The sequence below is a fragment of the Desulfobaculum senezii genome (genome assembly GCF_054657395.1).
Map to the genome: position 1 here is coordinate 1,602,056 of NZ_BAAHYU010000002.1, position 16,254 is coordinate 1,618,309.

Annotated in this window: 14 protein-coding genes and 1 tRNA gene; 11 read left to right on the forward strand and 4 right to left on the reverse strand. The window is 58.9% G+C overall.

The genetic code is table 11. The features are described 5' to 3' along the window. Nucleotides 1-31 precede the first annotated feature (31 nt). Nucleotides 32-1,114 carry a glycine cleavage system aminomethyltransferase GcvT gene (gcvT, locus tag ACYQ2T_RS07965; protein ID WP_404844904.1) on the reverse strand — a complete coding sequence of 361 codons (1,083 nt, stop codon included), beginning with the start codon at nt 1,112-1,114 and terminating at the stop codon, nt 32-34. Nucleotides 1,115-1,164: 50 nt separating this feature from the next. After that, nucleotides 1,165-2,910, reverse strand: coding sequence for a hypothetical protein (locus ACYQ2T_RS07970; RefSeq protein WP_459899833.1), 1,746 nt, complete (start codon nt 2,908-2,910; stop codon nt 1,165-1,167). A 349-nt stretch (nt 2,911-3,259) separates the two neighbouring features. Here ACYQ2T_RS07970 and ACYQ2T_RS07975 point away from each other — a divergent pair, with 349 nt between their 5' ends. The 4 genes from ACYQ2T_RS07975 to ACYQ2T_RS07990 all read left to right on the forward strand — a co-directional run bounded on the left by ACYQ2T_RS07975 (nt 3,260) and on the right by ACYQ2T_RS07990 (nt 7,478). After that, nucleotides 3,260-4,414 (forward strand): glycosyltransferase family 2 protein, encoded by a 1,155-nt coding sequence (locus tag ACYQ2T_RS07975; protein ID WP_459899835.1) that lies wholly within the window; start codon nt 3,260-3,262, stop codon nt 4,412-4,414. 84 nt (nt 4,415-4,498) lie between these two features. Continuing rightward, nucleotides 4,499-5,461, forward strand: a complete 963-nt coding sequence (locus ACYQ2T_RS07980; protein ID WP_459899837.1) for a GAF domain-containing protein — start codon at nt 4,499-4,501, stop codon at nt 5,459-5,461. 125 nt (nt 5,462-5,586) lie between these two features. Further along, entirely contained in the window at nt 5,587-6,612 is a 1,026-nt protein-coding gene (gene mreB, locus ACYQ2T_RS07985) for a rod shape-determining protein (protein ID WP_459899839.1), read from the forward strand. A gap of 80 nt (nt 6,613-6,692) precedes the next feature. Continuing rightward, complete coding sequence (locus ACYQ2T_RS07990) at nt 6,693-7,478, forward strand: inositol monophosphatase family protein (RefSeq protein WP_459899841.1); 786 nt, start codon at nt 6,693-6,695, stop codon at nt 7,476-7,478. 120 nt (nt 7,479-7,598) lie between these two features. Here the strand turns inward: ACYQ2T_RS07990 and ACYQ2T_RS07995 are convergent, their stop codons facing one another. Next, entirely contained in the window at nt 7,599-8,075 is a 477-nt protein-coding gene (locus tag ACYQ2T_RS07995; protein WP_404844910.1) for an NUDIX hydrolase, read from the reverse strand. 132 nt (nt 8,076-8,207) lie between these two features. On the opposite strand from ACYQ2T_RS07995, the gene rimI reads away from it, so the two are divergent. The 5 genes from rimI to ACYQ2T_RS08020 all read left to right on the forward strand — a co-directional run bounded on the left by rimI (nt 8,208) and on the right by ACYQ2T_RS08020 (nt 11,168). Next, nucleotides 8,208-8,678 carry a ribosomal protein S18-alanine N-acetyltransferase gene (rimI, locus tag ACYQ2T_RS08000; protein ID WP_459899843.1) on the forward strand — a complete coding sequence of 157 codons (471 nt, stop codon included), beginning with the start codon at nt 8,208-8,210 and terminating at the stop codon, nt 8,676-8,678. 62 nt (nt 8,679-8,740) lie between these two features. After that, nucleotides 8,741-9,922, forward strand: coding sequence for a phosphoglycerate kinase (locus ACYQ2T_RS08005; RefSeq protein WP_459900094.1), 1,182 nt, complete (start codon nt 8,741-8,743; stop codon nt 9,920-9,922). A 4-nt stretch (nt 9,923-9,926) separates the two neighbouring features. Continuing rightward, on the forward strand, nt 9,927-10,679 hold the full coding sequence (gene tpiA / locus ACYQ2T_RS08010) for a triose-phosphate isomerase (RefSeq protein ID WP_459899844.1): 753 nt from the start codon (nt 9,927-9,929) through the stop codon (nt 10,677-10,679). 43 nt (nt 10,680-10,722) lie between these two features. Then, nucleotides 10,723-11,070: a preprotein translocase subunit SecG gene (gene secG / locus ACYQ2T_RS08015; protein WP_459899846.1), complete on the forward strand. Its 348-nt coding sequence runs from the start codon at nt 10,723-10,725 to the stop codon at nt 11,068-11,070. A gap of 11 nt (nt 11,071-11,081) precedes the next feature. Beyond that, a tRNA-Leu gene (locus ACYQ2T_RS08020) sits at nt 11,082-11,168 on the forward strand. Between the two features lie 263 nt (nt 11,169-11,431). Here the strand turns inward: ACYQ2T_RS08020 and ACYQ2T_RS08025 are convergent. Then, nucleotides 11,432-12,367 carry an IS110 family RNA-guided transposase gene (locus ACYQ2T_RS08025; protein ID WP_459899848.1) on the reverse strand — a complete coding sequence of 312 codons (936 nt, stop codon included), beginning with the start codon at nt 12,365-12,367 and terminating at the stop codon, nt 11,432-11,434. 660 nt (nt 12,368-13,027) lie between these two features. Between ACYQ2T_RS08025 and ACYQ2T_RS08030 the strand changes: the two genes are divergently transcribed. Both ACYQ2T_RS08030 and ACYQ2T_RS08035 read left to right on the forward strand, forming a co-directional pair. Next, on the forward strand, nt 13,028-14,377 hold the full coding sequence (locus ACYQ2T_RS08030; RefSeq protein WP_459899849.1) for a sodium-dependent transporter: 1,350 nt from the start codon (nt 13,028-13,030) through the stop codon (nt 14,375-14,377). Nucleotides 14,378-14,832: 455 nt separating this feature from the next. After that, nucleotides 14,833-16,182, forward strand: a complete 1,350-nt coding sequence (locus ACYQ2T_RS08035; RefSeq protein WP_404844915.1) for a sodium-dependent transporter — start codon at nt 14,833-14,835, stop codon at nt 16,180-16,182. The last annotated feature ends 72 nt before the right edge of the window (nt 16,183-16,254 follow it).

Genomic DNA, 16,254 nt, shown 5'->3' on the forward strand with positions numbered 1-16,254 from the left:
GCCGGGGCTTGGGGCAATGAAGACGGTATGCCTACAGCTTAAGGCGTGCTGTCCCCTCCTTGTAGAAGGGCAGGGCCGAGCGTTTGGCGGAAATTTTCTTCTTGCCTTTGCCCGCGAGGAATTCCTCGTTTTCGGCGGCGTCCTTTTGGACGTAGGCCAGTGCCACGGCGTGGCCGAGGCTGGGGGCGTAGCAGCCACTGGTGACGCGGCCGACTTCCTCGCCACTGGGCAGGAAGACGGGGTCGTCGTGTCGTGCGGCTTTGCGACCTTCCATTTCGAGGGGGATGAGCTGCTCGCGTACATCAAAGGCGTGGGCCTTGCCGATGTAGTCCGCCTCGGACTTGAGGAAGAACGCGCCGCCAGCTTCTGCCGGAGTGTGCTTGTCGTCAAGGTCCTGTCCGTAGAGGGAGAGGCCGACTTCAAGGCGCAGGGTGTCGCGCGCGCCAAGTCCGGCGGGTTCCACGTCCGGGTGGGCGAGCAGGGCTTCCCACAGGCGCAGGGCGGCTTCTTCGCGGATGTAGAGCTCGTAGCCGAGTTCGCCTGTGTAGCCGGTGCGGCTGATGATGCACGGGTCGTTCATGAACTCGGCCTTCTTGAAGGAGAAGTAGCTCAAGAAGCTCCAGTCCTCACCGGTGACGGCATTGAGCACGGTGCATGCGGCGGGGCCTTGGAGGTCAATCTTCGCCGTGAGCTCGGAGATATCTTCAAAGAACATGTCCGCGGGCAGGTGGGACTTAATCCACGCGTAGTCCGTCATGGTGCGCGCACCGTTGACCACCAGCAGGTACTCGTCGTCGCTCATACAGTAGACGATGAGGTCGTCAATGATGCCGCCGTCCTCGTTGAGCATATAGCCGTAGCGGCAGCGCCCGGGGCCGAGGGTGGCCAGGTTGTGCGTGACAAGGCGGGAGAGGTGCTCCTTGGCCTTGGCGCCCTTGAGCTTGAATTCGCCCATGTGGCAGATGTCGAAGACGGACGCCCTTGTGCGGGTGTGCGTATGCTCGCTGATGATGCCAGCGTACTGGACGGGCATATCCCAACCGGCGAAGGGTACCATCTTGGCACCATTGGCTACGTGCCACTCATGAAGTGGCGTGGTCAAAAGCTTGGACAATGAATCTTCCTCCGAAGCTGGGGGCGAATGGAAGCGGCCATGGGGCGTTGTTATACCGCAGTGCCCGGGCCTTTGTCATCCGAGTCTGTGCGGGACTTTCGGATGGACTTGAATTCATCAATGAGCGACACAAGACGCCTATAGCGCTTTTTGATTTCCTGCCCGTAGGGCGTGAGGTCTTCGTCCTTTGGTCGGACGTAGGTGCGCACGAGGTAGGAGTCCCGCAGGATGTTCTTTGCAATGCCTAGTACATTCTGCACCAGTTGGTCAAAGTAGTTGACGATTTCAAACTTGAGATCATGCAGGACGGCGTTGGTCTGCTCCAGCATTTCCAGATAGTTGATGCGCTTTCCCTTGAACGTGCGGTGCTGCAGGTTTTCAAGCAGCTGCACCTTACGGGCCTGCTGGATGTAGCTGTATTTGGTCCAAACCTCTTGATACAGCTCGTTCATGGTGTTGAACGTTTCATAGTTGTCCGGGTCAAGGAGGTAGGTGTCCAGCACTTTGACCATGGACGAATAGAATTCGTCGGAATAGGCGATGATGCGCCGCTGATGCTTGGACAGCCACGCGTACAGGAATTTTAGGCGCTTTTCATGGGTGTCCGTATTATCCACCACTTCGTTCCGCTTATAGACAATGCGCCCGATGTATTCACCTTTGGCGATGTCGTTCATGCGCACGACCATGTTGGTGGCGTCCTTGATGAGGTTCACCTTGTCGTTCACACGGCCGGACCATGGGTGGATGATTTCCTGCTTCAGCACGGACAGCGCGCGGTCCTGCCGGACGTTGTCCTTGGAGTAGACGTGCTGGCGGTACACCACACGCATGATGACCACGCGCTTTTCCTTATCCACGAAATAGCGGCCCCGGCCGAGGCTGGCGAGGGCTTCGCGCTGGTTGTCGTCCACCTGCACAAGGGCGATTTTCTCCACACGCGGGTACCGCTTTTGGGAGGGATGCGTGTAGATGGTGGTCAGCGTGCGGTCGGACTGCCCAAGCACGCGGATGAGGAACTTCTCGCCCATGGCGTGCAGACGCCGGGCAAACAGCGCGCTGGAGGTGCGGCGCTCGGACACGATGGGGAAGCCGTACAGCTCCATGAGGAACTGATAGACGAAATTTCTGTTGCGCTCGTAGCGGGCGTTATCGCCCACGCGGAATTTGCCGATGCGCAGGCCAAAGCGCTTGATTTCCGTATCAAGGTCCGAAGGCAGCGAAGCATAGATGCCCGAGAGATGGAAGTTGCCGTCAAGGTTCTGGGCCATCACATGCGCGCGGTCGAGATTGAGCAGAAACTCCAGCATGTCCGGGTACTGCTCAATGGCGGTGAAGTCCTTGCGGCCAAAGCGGCGGCGGAAGGCTTCCTGATAGGGCTTGGGGAGGCGGTCCAGCAGAACGCGGCGGTTTTGGTCCATCACGTTCTTTTCCAGCGGGCAGGCGAAGCCGTCGCCGTAGCTTGTGGCTTCCAGAAAGTCGTGCAGAATGTCGAACTGGAACGGCTCGCTGAAATAGTTGAGCGGCCGCGCAAGGGCGACCATGCTGAATCCCGGCAGGTTGGCGTACTCGAAGGTGTCGGACTCGAAGGACGGCAGCAGTTCACGCCAGTCCAGAATGGGGTAGTCGTCGTTTTCGAAGTAGGGCTTCAGCAGGCAATGCTTAACGTGAACGCGGTCAAGGTAGCGCTTCAGGGTGGAGAGCGAACTGATGTTGAGGGTGAAGTCTGTGTCGTCGCCACTTGGGGCGTTGAATTCCTTGGATGTACTAAAAGCGTGTTCCCAACTGAAGCGCATGCCGTTTTCCAGAGGCCTCCGAGGCCTGTAAAAAGGTGGGCGGTAGCGTTGACTATGGCGATAGAATCACCTCCGTTCTCGGTGTGTCGTGTCGTACCGTGGCCAGAGCCCGGCGGCACATAGTCAACAGAAAAAGTCTACATCCTGTCAGAAAGAATGACAATAGTTCGTCCCGCCATGGGCGGAAATTTCTTCATTTTTTCCTCTTTTCCCGCCCCAGCGGCACTGCGGGGCGACGACAGACCCGCGAATCGGCCTTGGCGCATGGTAAAAGGGCCGCGTTTCTGCTACGTTGCGGCAATTAGGCCGGTCATGGCCGGTGGACAGCGTCAGCCGCAGGGGAGGAGCCGTGGGCGATGAGTTGACGATGGTGACCTATACGTTCAATGACGCGCGCTTGGCGGACGGACTGCTCAGGTCCGTGCCGACGTGGAGCGTGCGCCCGCAGCGCGTGCTGGTGGTGGACGATGGCTCGGCTACCGCGTATGCCACGCCGCAGCTCCCTGAGGGCGCGCCGCCTGTCGCCATTGAACGGCTGGATGAAAACCGCGGCCCGGCAGGGGCAAAGGCTCATGGCCTTGCCGCCGTGGCGGGCAGCGACATGGTCCTGTCCGTGGATTGCGACATCCGCCCCGCGCCGTATTGGGTGGCGCGCGCCAAGGAGCTTTTGGCGGAGGAGGGTGTGGGCCTTGTCGGCGGCATCATCACGTGTGACGCCGGAAGCGGGCCTACCGCGCGCTATATGGCCCGGTATGACATTTTGGATTTTGACCCGCAAAAGACGGGCTTTTTAACGGGGAACATTTGGCTGATGCGCGGCGAGGTGTGGACGGCTGTGGGCGGCTTTGGCGCGCACAGCGGCCCAACGCATGAGGATTTTGCCTTTTGCCGCCGCCTTGCGGAGCGCGGATACGTTTTGCGCCGGGTGGAGGACGCGCCCGTGCGGCAGGTGCGCCGCATGAGCCGCCGCGCCTTGGCCGCCCAGCATTCGCGCTATACCGGGGCCAGCGTGCGGGCCGTGGTGGAGCGCAAAAGCCTGTGGGATGGCCTTGGCCCCATTGTGCAACTGGTGTCCATGCGCATGAGCAGCGCCGTGCAGCGGGGTGAGGACGTTTTCGTTTATCTGGAGCTGTTGCTGTTTACGCGGCTGATGCTGGACCTGTTTGCGGCGCGCACGCGTTTTGTGCCGCAGGGGGCGCTGGATGTTGCGGAGTTTCGCGCAGCGCTCATGGGGCGGCTGGAGCCGTACCCCACGGTGCGTAAGCTGCTGGAGTGCGACTTGGCGGACGTACCGCCTGCGCCGCCGGGTGGCGGCACGGGAGCGCGGGACGTGTGGGAAACGCTGCTGGACATGTTTACCCCGTTTATCCGCGCCGGAGTCTTTGACAGGCTGGAGCGCGAAGGCGTGGCCAACCTGCGCCGCGAGGACGAGGAAACCGCGTTCGACTTCCATTATCTGGCCCCAAATGCCGATGCCCCCGCCACGGATGGAGGCGTAAAATAATGCTGTTAAAATCTGGCCCGGTATCGTACACCTTAGGCCGCGCCGGTCAATCCGGGCCGAACGCTCAAACGCTTCAAGTTGGATATGGTTAACGACAGCCTTGAAAAACTTCTGGGTATCGTCTGTAGCGTATTCGACGCCTATTCCACCCTGCTTTTTTTGCCGGGGGAGGATGCAAAAGAATACCACCTGAGGGCGCAGTTTAGCCTTGGGGACGATATTCGTGAAGACACGACGATAGCGCCGGGACAGGGGCTTGTGGGCTGGATTATCAGAAACCACGAGCCGCTCTTGATCAACAACTTCGACCGCAAGCGTAGCAAACTGGGCTATTACGCCAACGACGAGGAGAACAAGGTCAAGGCCTTCATGGGCTGCCCCTTGGGACCCAGCGGAGGGGCGTTGTGCGTGGATAGCCGCCGATCGTACAATTTTAGCGGTAAGGATCAAAAAATCCTACAGCTCTTTGCTGACCTTGCCTGCGACATCCATTGCGGTGCTTCGCAGGTGAAGAAGGACCAGGAAGAGCACCGCTTCTACAAAAGCCTGCAACTCATACAAGGGTTGCGGAAGCAGTTTCCGCGATGGGATGCATTTCTCCAGCACTTTTTGGAGATTGTTGTGGAAGCGACGCGTTTTTCGCATTGCTTTTTGGTGGCGAGGGACGAACGGGGAGAGTCGTACTTCGTCGAAGGGGCCAATATTCCGGTCATTTCCGGCCCCAGCAGTGGGTCCGGGCGTTTTCCCATACGCTCCGGGCTCGTTGGGTGGGTGTTTGCCAATGGGCAGGCCGTCCACTCCGGTGATGGCGACGCCTCGGGCGCGCCGCAGCCTCTGCTGGGGAAAAATTCGGGTGCACCGGAATTTCGAAGCTCCATCTGCATGCCGCTTATTATCCATAAGCGGACACGCGGCGTTCTGGTCCTCGCCAATGAGGCCCCAATGGAGGTGACTCCGCCAGTCAGGGAATTTGTCGAGATGGCTACGGACCATCTGGCCCTGTTTCTGGAAAACCTTTTCCTCAAAGGCCGTCTGCAGGAAACCTAGCGGATGGCTGGGGAATCTTCCCCCGGGCGTTGCCGCCACGGGGGGAATCGAGTATAGAGTACCGAGCCTCACATGAGGCATGACGCGGATTCAACCTCTACTACGGCAAAAGAGAGCTGACATAGATGATTTTCAAACGCCTTTTCGGCTTCCTCGGCAAAGACCTCGCCATGGACCTGGGAACGGCCAATACGCTGATATTCTCCCCGAAAGACGGCATTGTCCTGAATGAACCCTCCGTTGTGGCCATGGACGCACACAACGGCAGCATTCTTGCCGTCGGCAAGGAGGCCAAGGACTTTCTGGGCCGCACTCCGGACAGAATTCGCGCCATCCGCCCCCTGAAGGACGGCGTTATCGCCGACTTTGAAGTGACCAAGGAGATGATCTCCTTCTTCATCAAAAAGGTCATCACCGGCATGTCGCTGGTGAAGCCGCGTATCGTTATCTGTGTGCCCACAGGCATCACGCAGGTGGAAAAGCGGGCGGTTATCGAGTCCGCCCTGCAGGCGGGCGCGCGGGAAGTTAAGCTGATTGAGGAACCTATGGCCGCCGCCATCGGTGCAGGCCTGCCCATTGAGGAACCCATCGGCAACATGGTGGTGGACATTGGCGGTGGTACCACGGAAGTGGCCGTCATCTCCCTGTCCGCCGTGGCCTACGCCGAAAGCGTCCGCGTGGCGGGCGACGAGATGAACGAGGCCATCCAGCGCTATTTTCAGGACGAGCACCAATTGCTCATCGGCGAGAATATGTCCGAGCGGGTCAAGATGACCCTTGGTACGGCCATGCCGCTGGACGCCCCGCTGACGGGCGAAGTCTCGGGCAAGAACCTCGTCAATGGCACGCCCAAGACCATCCAAATCTCCGACGAGGAAATCCGCCACGCCATTCAGGAGCCGGTGGCGCACATCGTGCTCGCCGTAAAGCGTTCGCTGGAGAAGACGCCCCCGGAACTGGTGGGCGACATCGCCAACAACGGTCTGCTGCTGGCGGGCGGTGGGGCCTTGCTCAAGGGGCTGGACCGCCTCATCTGCAAGGAAACGAACCTCAACGTCATCGTGGATGACGATCCGCTGACCACCGTTGTCCGCGGAACGGGCCGCAGTCTGGAAGAGGCCAAGCTCTACAGCAAGGTCTACATCAACTAGCCCGAAATACCATATTCATGCATTCTGACAGGCGGCCCAAGTGGCCGCCTTTTTCCTGACCAACGCTCAAGGAGAGAGCCATGTCCGATTATGTGACGCCACTCCTGTTGACCCGTACTCTCGCCGCCGTGCGCGAGGCGGGGCGCATCGTAACCGACGCGTGGAACACCCCGCGCAATATCACGTACAAGGGCCGTATCGACCTCGTCACCGAAACCGATGTGGCCGTGGAAAACCTGCTGAAAGAGCGCCTTGGCGAGATTTTGCCCGAGGCCGGCATGCTGGCCGAAGAAAGCGCGGAAAGCCTTGAACCGCAGGCGTTGACGTGGATTGTTGACCCTGTGGACGGCACCACGAACTTTGCCCACGGCATTCCGATGTGCGCTGTGTCCGTGGCCCTGTGGCGTGATGGCCGCCCCGAGCTTGGCGTTGTTTCGCTGCCTGTGATGGATGAATTGTTCTACGCCGTGCGCGGGCAAGGGGCGACGCTCAACGGCGCGCCCATCAGCGTCACCACCGAGGCCGACCCAGAACGCGCGCTGGTGGCGACGGGCTTTCCCTACACGGTCAAGGAAGACCTGCCGCGTATCATCTCGCCGCTGGAACGCGTGCTGGCCACGTGTCAGGGCGTGCGGCGCATGGGCGCTGCGGCTGTGGACCTTGCCTATGTGGCCTGTGGGCGGATGGACGCCTTTTACGAGCGCGGCCTGAAGCCGTGGGATACTGCGGCGGGCATGCTGCTGGTGGAGGAAGCGGGCGGACGCGTCAGCGCTTTTGACGCGAACACGCCGTACACCTTCGGCGGCGGCATTCTTGCCAGCAATGGCCCTCTGCACGAGGCCATGAGCGGCCTTATTACCGATTAGAGACGATACGACACGGCGCAGGCCGGACGATATGTCAGCCTGCGCCGCATCAAAACAGCGCCGGACCACAGTTGTGGGCGGCGCGCTGCGTGGTAAAGGGATGGCCGGGTGGGGCGGGCGCTAGAACAGCATGCCCAGTTCCCAGAAGGTGACGATGGCCGGCGTAAGCTGGTCGCGGAAGTCGCGGACGAGCAGGGCGAGTTCTTCCTCGTCAACGTACATGCCGCCGGAGACTTCTTCGGGATTCGTCTTGAGGCGCGCGGTGACGCGTCCGGCGGAGTACAGCGAGACAAAGGCGTAGCCCGTGGAGTGGCTGGCCGGAACATCGTGCACGAAGCGAAGGCCCGTCACGCGGACGCCCAGCTCTTCGTACAGCTCTCTGATGGCGGCGTCCTCGCGGGATTCGCCAACTTCAACATGGCCCGTGGCGGAGAGGTCCCACCGTCCGGGGTAGAGGGTTTTCTTGCGTGAGCGCTTTTGCAGGTACAGGCGGCCGCGCTCATCGTAGACCAGAACAAGGACGGCCCGGTGCCGCAGGGTCTGCTGGCTGGCGTCGGGCAGGGCTATCACACAGAGCGGGTTGTCGTGTTCATCCACGATTTCCACACTTCCATGCTTTATCGGCGGTGTCGTATTCCCTAAGGAAAACAAAGTGGTGTTTTGCGTTGACGGCATACGCCGTGTATAGCAGGGGAGGGAGAAAATTCAACTTTCAGACAAGGTTTTTTCGTGACTGAGGTAAAATATGTTTTCGACAGGCTTGGCGCGGACGACGTAGACGCCCTTGTCGCGCTGGAGTCCGAGTGCTTTTCCCACCCGTGGGGAGCGGAGCAATTTCGGCTGGGCCTGGAGCGAAAAGTCTTTTATGTATTTGGACTTAGGCAAGGCGACGCCCTTGCGGCCTACTGCTCGCTCTACCTCGTGGCGGACGAGGCCGAGATTTTGAACATTGCCGTGCGCCCCGGCCTGCGCGAGGCCGGCCTCGGCTCGCACTTGCTGGGTATGATATTGCAAATTTCCGCTAAAATGGGCATGAAAGCCGCGCATTTGGAAGTTCGCGCTTCCAATGTTCCGGCGCAGCGCCTGTACGCAAAGTTCGGCTTTGAGCAAGTGGGCGTGCGCCCGAAATACTATCCAGACACAGGGGAAGACGCCTTTCTCATGACGCTGGATATGGAAAAATCATCCGGCAGGGGCTAAACTCATCCGGATGCCCGAGCCATACGTACAAAGAAATCTTTCAGGCAAGGAGAGATGCCGTGTTGAAATTTATCGATCAAATTGACCTGAGCGGCAAAAAACTACTTATCCGCGTGGACTACAACGTCCCCATCAAGGACGGCGTTATCGCTGACGATAACCGCATCCGCGCCAGCCTGCCCACGGTGCAGCATGCCTTGGAGCAGGGCGCGGCCCTGATTTTGTGCGCGCACCTTGGCAAGCCCAAGGGGCAGGTCAAGCCGGAGTTCTCCCTCGCCCCGGTGGCCAAGCACCTTGGCGAACTGCTGAGCCGTCCCGTGAAGATGGCCCCCGACTGCATCGGTGACGAGGTCAACGCCATGGTCGCCGGCCTGAAGTCCGGCGAAGTGCTGATGCTTGAGAACCTGCGCTTCCACCCCGAGGAACAGGCCGGTGACGACGCCTTTGGCCGTCAGCTGGCCGAGCTGTGCGACGTGTACTGCAATGACGCCTTTGGCACCGCGCACCGCGCCCACGCCTCCATGACGGGCATTCCCGCCCACGCCAAGGAAAAGTGCGCAGGCTTCCTGCTCAAGAAGGAGTGGGAGTTCCTCGGCGAATCCCTTGCCGACCCCAAGCGCCCCTACGTGGCTATTTCCGGCGGCTCCAAGGTGTCCTCCAAGCTGGGCATCCTGAACAAGCTGCTGGAGAAGGTTGACTCCCTGATCATTGGTGGCGCCATGGCGAACACCTTTCTGCTGGCGCAGGGCGTTGGCGTTGGTTCCTCTCTGGTGGAGAAGGACCTTGTGGACGAAGCAAAGCGCGTGATGCACACCGCCGAGGAGCGCGGCGTGAAGCTGGTTCTGCCCCTCGATTTTGTGCTGGGCGAAGGGCCGGACGCCGCCGCAGCGGTGAAGACCGTGGACGCCGCAGACGGCATAGACGACGGCCTGATGGCTCTCGACGTGGGCCCCAAGACCGTTGCCCTCTACCGCGAGGTGCTCCAGGGCGCCAAGACGGTGGTTTGGAACGGTCCGGTCGGCGCGTTTGAGAACCCGGCCTTTGCCGAAGGCTCCATGGAATTGACCAAAATCGTTGCCGGGCTGGCCGATGCCATGACCATCGGCGGTGGCGGCGATACTGGCTCCTGCCTCAAAATGGCGGGGCTGGCGGATAAAATGACCTTCATCTCCACGGGCGGTGGCTCCTTCATGGAATTCATGGAAGGCAAGGACCTGCCCGCATTCACCGCACTCAAGGAGTAGCGCAATGAAGCAACTGATGGCTGCCAACTGGAAGATGTACAAGACGGCCGGTGAAGCCCGCGAAGTCGCCGACGAGCTGGTGAAGCTGGTCGGCGAGGTGCCGGAAGGGCGCGAAGTTCTGGTCATCCCGCCCTTTACCGCGCTGCATGCCGTCGCCGGGGCGTTTAATCACGGAACCGGCTTCCACCTTGGCGCACAGAACTTCTACCCCGAGGCTGAAGGTGCGTTTACGGGCGAAATTTCGCCAGCCATGCTGCGCGACGCATGCTGCTCCTATGCCCTTGCCGGGCACTCCGAGCGCCGTCACGTCATGGGCGAAGATGACGCCTTCATCGGCCGCAAGGTGGCCTACGGTCTGGAGCAGGGCCTGCGCATGATTTTGTGCGTTGGCGAGCTGCTGGAGGAGCGCAAGGCTGGCCGTGTGGAAGAGGTTTTGCGCTTGCAGCTGGAAAAGGGCCTTTCCGGCGTGCCGCAGGATGTTCCGGCAGAAGATATCGTCGTGGCCTATGAGCCTGTGTGGGCTATCGGCACCGGAGAGGTTGCAGGTCCGGACGAAATCGTGCATGCTCACGCCTTCGTCCGGAGTGTCCTCGTTGACCTCTTTGGCGAAAAAGGTCATGAAATCTGCATTCAGTACGGTGGCAGCGTGAAGCCTGCCAACTGCTCGGAAATCATAGCGCTTGACAATGTTGACGGTGTGCTGGTAGGAGGCGCAAGCCTACAGGCTGAAAGCTTCAGCCAGATCGTCAAGGCATAAGCAACACGACCCGCCAAAGATGCGGGATTCAAGGGAGTTTGATTTGGAATCCTTAGTTCTTACTCTGCACATTCTTGCCTGTCTCATCCTTATCGTGCTGGTTCTGTTGCAGTCCGGCAAGGAAGGCATGGGTGTCATCTTCGGCGGCGGCTCCAGCACCGTGTTCGGTTCCTCCGGCGCAGGTGGACTTTTGACCAAGCTGACGGCGTTCCTCGCTGCAATCTTCTTGGTCACCTCGCTGGTCTACAACGTGCTCACCAGCTCCAAGCCCGGTGATGAGTCCATCATGACGAGCGTCCCCGCCGTGACCGAACCCGCTCCCGAAAAGGCCGCTCCCGTTGCCAAGCCGGACGACATCCCCGTCGCCCCGGCCGAGGAAAGCGCAGAGTAGTCTGACATAATGCCGAAGTGGTGGAATTGGTAGACACGCTATCTTGAGGGGGTAGTGGCCGAAAGGCCGTGGGAGTTCGAGTCTCCCCTTCGGCACCAGAGATTACAAAAGCCCGCAGCATACGCTGCGGGCTTTTTTGCGTCTGATGGCAGGGGGGCGTTGAGGCAGGGGGAGTGGGGGGAAGAGTGCCTTCGGCGAGTTAAGGAAATAATTTCCTTAACAATCCTTAGGATTTTCTGGGCGGAAGCCGCCCAGAAAATAAGGGTGGGCCACGGGCGAGAGTTGTCAGGGGTGACGACAGTCCTCTCTACACGCACCCGGCCTGTGCGCACGCAGGATTCTTAAGCAATCGTATTGGCAATCAAGCGTTAAGTGCAGGATCCCAAGGTTTTCCCGTCCGTAAAATCGCATTGCAAATTACGAGAAGCTTCCTTGCACAGGCAGTGAGTGCGACCTTTTTAGGTTTGCCCGCATCGCAAAGACGCTGGTAGAAGGCTCGAATTGCAGGGTTCCAGACAGTCGCTGAGATTGCGCTCATGTAAAGGGCGCTACGGACTTTTATTCGCCCACCCCAAACGCAGCGTTGCCCCGTTTTCTTGCCGCTATCCCTGTTGAATGGTGCCAAGCCAGCTAGAGAAGCTGCTTGCTTCGGCGTTAACGTCCCCAACTCAGGAAAGAAAGCAAGAAGGGTCGCAGAAGTTACAGACGAAATCCCTTTCATGGTTTCAAGCAAAGTTGCCTTGTCGCAAAAATCTTTGTCACTGAGAATGTGTTTCTTGATTTCAAGTGACAAACTCTTTTCTTGCGTTCTCAGAGTCGCAATGACGTCTTCAATGTAAGGGCGCACATCAGACGAAGCTCGCTGCAAGCGAACGCGCTCCCGGGAAAGGATTTCGACGACCTGCCGACGACGGTTAACAAGAGTTTCCAGCTTGCGCTGAGTTGCCCGGACTTTTTGATTTTCCCGGACAGGGACGACTTCCCCAAACTGAACAAGAACAAGAGCATCAATACGATCCGTCTTCGCCAACACTCCGAGGCTCCGGGCAAAGTCACGCACACGGCGAGGATTCACAACAGCGACGGGAATGCCTTGCTCCATCAAAAAATCTGCGGCGTCAGACTCATATCCACCTGTCGCTTCCACGATGACGAGCTCAACATTATGCGCTTCTGCCGTCTCAACGATTTGCTGAAAACCCAAAGGGTTATTTTCAACAGTGGACGTGCTGTCGTCACCAGAAATGGCGACATCAAGCTTGGCCTTCGATACGTCAATGCCCATGGTGCGTTTCATCGTAGTTCACTCTTCCTTGCAAATTCGAGCTTTGTGCTCTAACAATCATTCGAGTTTGTACTACATATTGCGGCGACCCAGCTTAAGAACGAGCTCGTAACTCAAGGGCGTACGGTCTGCCGCAACAGCCGCCTTCATGCCAGTCATGGAGGCGGCTTCCTTTTTTCTCCGCCTTTGGCTTGAGGGTCAATATACAAGGACGGGAGTCCTTAAGCCACCGGAGGGAACACAAGTGCGGCATCAGCACCCGGCGTCGGAGTAGCAGGCCATGAACGAGTCCTCCCGCGCGGTGAATGAGCTTGTAACCCTTGCGGACAAGTTGGCACGGTTATCGCCAACCTGCGCAATCAGTAGTCAGCGTCATACCTCGAGGCGAAGCGAAAATCGCCTGATATTCTGCGCCCGTCTTTCTTGCTTGAGGAAGGCGGGCGCAGTCGTTTGGGGATTTTTCCTGTGCTGGAGGCCGCTGCCGGGCGAGGGGGAGCCGTGGCGAAAAAGCCGCTGGTTGCCAAAGGCGTTATGACAAAGAGGACTTAGACTCTAGGGCGGTCATGAGCTAGATTCGCGCGTTCGGCAAGAGGCGACCTCCTCAAATGGTCAGGGAGGTGTGGAAGCAATGCATAACCCGTTATCCTGGGGGGATGGCGGAGGCAGGGTGAAATGACGAAGAGAGATGGATTTACTTCAAACATTGGCGTGACCCTCGCAACGCTGGGGTCCGCTGTCGGTCTTGGTAATATTTGGAAATTCCCATACATGACGGGCATGAACGGCGGCGCGTCGTTTTTGATCGTGTATGTGCTGTGTACATTCCTCGTGGGCCTTCCGCTGATGGTTGCGGAGATTCTTATTGGCCGCAAGGTCAAGGCCAACGCCATCACCAGCTACAAGAGCCTGTCGCCCAAGGGCCAGCCGTGGTTCCTTATCGGCGTGAGTGGCGTGCTGTCGGCTTTTTTGATTCTGGCCTTTTATTCCGACGTGGCGGGCTGGGTTTTCGCCTATATTTTCAAGAGCATCGTGCTGGCCTTTACCGGTCCGGCGACTGCTGACAGCGGAGCCGTGTTTGCCGAGTTGGTGGCCGACCCTGTGCGGTCCTTGCTGTGGCAGTGGTTCGTCCTCATCTTTGTTGGCGGTATCATTATGATGGGCGTCTCCAAGGGCATTGAGGGCACGGTGAAGCGCCTGATGCCCGTGCTGTTTGTGTTGCTGATTGTCATGGGCGTGCGGAGCCTGTCTTTGCCCGGAGCCAGCGAGGGCCTTACCTTTCTGTTCTCCCCGGATTTCAGCAAGTTGAGCTTTACGGCTGTTCTGATGGCCATGGGCCTTGCGTTCTTTAAGCTGTCCGTCGGTATGGGCATTATGACGACCTATGGCAGCTACTACCGCGATGACCAAAACGTGCCCGTGACCACGCTGCGCGTTATGGTGGCCGACCTTGTGGTGTCGCTTTTGGCTGGTATCGCCATTTTCCCGGCAGTGTTTGCCTTTGGCATGGCTCCCGAAGCTGGGCCGTCCCTGTTGTTCGTCACCATCCCTAAGGTCTTTGAGTCCATGCCTCTTGGCGGCGTGTTTCAGGCGCTGTTCTTTATCCTGACGGGGCTGGCCGCCACGGGCGCGATGCTGTCGCTTCTTGAGGTGCCCGTTGCCTTTGCCACCGAGACGCTTGGCATGTCCCGCGCCAAGGGCACCGCTCTGACTGTTCTGCTGCTGGCCGCTGCGGGCGCCCCCGCGACGCTGTCCGAAAGCGTGCTGTCCGATGTGACCTTCTTTGGGCTGAACTTCTTTAGCCTGTACGACTATATGACGCAGAACGTTCTACTGCCGCTTGGCGGCGTGGCCGTCTGTGTGTTTGCAGGATGGGTGTGGGGAGCGGATGCCTTCCGCAAAAGCCTCACCAATGACGGTGTACTGCCCCTTGAAAAGGTGGCAAAAAGCTTCCTCTTCCTGCTTAAGTTCGTCACCCCTGTGCTCATCATGATCATCATGCTGAAGGGGCTTGGCATCTTCTAGCAGTCCTGTGGGAGGACGTGGTATAAAAACTTGCCAGGCATAGTGTGGGAATGCAGTGGCGCGCTCTGTAGACGTGCGCTCACGGCGAACGCTTTGCGGTGTGTTTGGCACCATAAAAAGTCACAAAATTGTGACAAAATTCCATAGCGCTTCATGCATGTGAAGTGCGGAACAAGTAGTGCATTGACGAGGGGTGTGGCAGCGTGTCGCGCCCCTCGTTTTTGTATTGTACAGCGGGCGGTAAAGAAGTCGGCGTTCTGTAGTGTTGCAGTTGCACGGCGGCGTAATAAAGATGCATCTTTTCAAGGAGTTATGGGAGGAGGGTTGTTTGACTCCAGCGTTGTCCTAGGGTACAAGGCGCAGTTTACTCAAGGTAGGCTCCCTGCATGGTCGCTGGGAGCGTGTACGCAACGTTCAGTCCGTTGTCCGGGGGGGATGACGGAGGTAGGGGTGATATGAGCAACAGAGACGGGTTTACATCGAGCATCGGCGTGACCCTTGCAACACTCGGGTCTGCGGTCGGTCTCGGTAATATTTGGAAATTTCCCTACATGACGGGGATGAACGGAGGCGCGTCCTTCCTCTTCATTTACGTCCTCTGCACTTTTCTTGTGGGGCTTCCGCTTATGGTGGCGGAAATCCTCATTGGCCGCCACGTGAAGGCCAATGCCATCACCAGCTACAAGACCCTGTCGCCCAAGGGCCAGCCGTGGTTCCTTATCGGCGTGTGCGGCGTTATCTCCGCCTTTTTGATCATGGCGTTCTACTCGGACGTCGCGGGCTGGGTTTTCGCCTATATCTTCAAAAGCATCGGCATGCTCTTCTCCGGGCCAGAAAACGTTGATACCGCCAAGATGTTCACCGACTTGGTCAAGGACCCCGTGCAGTCGCTGTTTTGGCAGTGGTTCGTCCTTATCTTTGTGGGCGGCATCATTATGATGGGTGTCTCTAAAGGCATTGAGGGCACGGTGAAGCGCCTGATGCCCGTGCTGTTTGTTCTGCTCATCGCCATGGGCGTGCGCAGCATGACGTTGCCCGGTGCATCCGAGGGCCTGACCTTTTTGTTCACGCCGGATTTCAGCAAGCTGAACTTTACCGCCGTCCTTATGGCCATGGGCCTCGCGTTCTTTAAGCTGTCCGTCGGCATGGGGACCATGACCACATACGGCAGCTACTACCGCGATGATCAGAATGTGCCCATCACCACGCTGCGCGTTATGCTGGCGGACCTTTCCGTGTCGCTGCTGGCCGGTATCGCCATCTTCCCGGCGGTGTTCGCCTTTGGTATGGCTCCCGAAGCCGGGCCGTCCCTGCTGTTTGTGACCATCCCCAAGGTGTTCGAATCCATGCCTCTTGGCGGCGTGTTCCAGGCCCTGTTCTTCATCCTGACCGGCGTGGCCGCCACTGGCGCAATGCTGTCGCTGCTTGAGGTTCCCGTTGCTTTCGCCACCGAAACGCTTGGCATGTCCCGCGCCAAGGGCACCATTCTTACCGTACTACTGCTTGCCGCCGTGGGCGCGCCTGCCACGCTCTCCGAGAGTGTGCTGTCCGACGTGACCTTCTTCGGCCTCAACTTCTTCAGCCTGTACGACTACATGACGCAGAACATCCTGCTGCCCCTCGGCGGCGTGGCGATTTGCCTGTTCGCCGGGTGGATTTGGGGGGCGGATGCCTTCCGCAAGGCCCTTACCAATAACGGCCTGCTGCGCCTTGATGGTGTGGCCAAGATGTTCATCTTTGTGCTGAAGTTCGTGACCCCTGTGCTGACGGTGCTCATCATGCTCAAAGGGCTTGGCATTTTCTAGCCACGCCATGCTGCGGCAGTGAGCGCATCACGAAGACACAACAAGGGGTACGGCGGTTGCTGTGCCCCTTTT

Coding starts and splice junctions, on each gene's coding strand:
- ACYQ2T_RS07970 (WP_459899833.1), bottom strand. CDS start 2,910: ATGCGCTTCAGTTGGGAACACGCTTTTAGTACATCCAAGGAATTCAAC.
- ACYQ2T_RS07980 (WP_459899837.1), top strand. CDS start 4,499: ATGGTTAACGACAGCCTTGAAAAACTTCTGGGTATCGTCTGTAGCGTA.
- mreB (WP_459899839.1), top strand. CDS start 5,587: ATGATTTTCAAACGCCTTTTCGGCTTCCTCGGCAAAGACCTCGCCATG.
- ACYQ2T_RS07990 (WP_459899841.1), top strand. CDS start 6,693: ATGTCCGATTATGTGACGCCACTCCTGTTGACCCGTACTCTCGCCGCC.
- tpiA (WP_459899844.1), top strand. CDS start 9,927: ATGAAGCAACTGATGGCTGCCAACTGGAAGATGTACAAGACGGCCGGT.
- ACYQ2T_RS08025 (WP_459899848.1), bottom strand. CDS start 12,367: ATGAAACGCACCATGGGCATTGACGTATCGAAGGCCAAGCTTGATGTC.
- ACYQ2T_RS08030 (WP_459899849.1), top strand. CDS start 13,028: ATGACGAAGAGAGATGGATTTACTTCAAACATTGGCGTGACCCTCGCA.
- ACYQ2T_RS08035 (WP_404844915.1), top strand. CDS start 14,833: ATGAGCAACAGAGACGGGTTTACATCGAGCATCGGCGTGACCCTTGCA.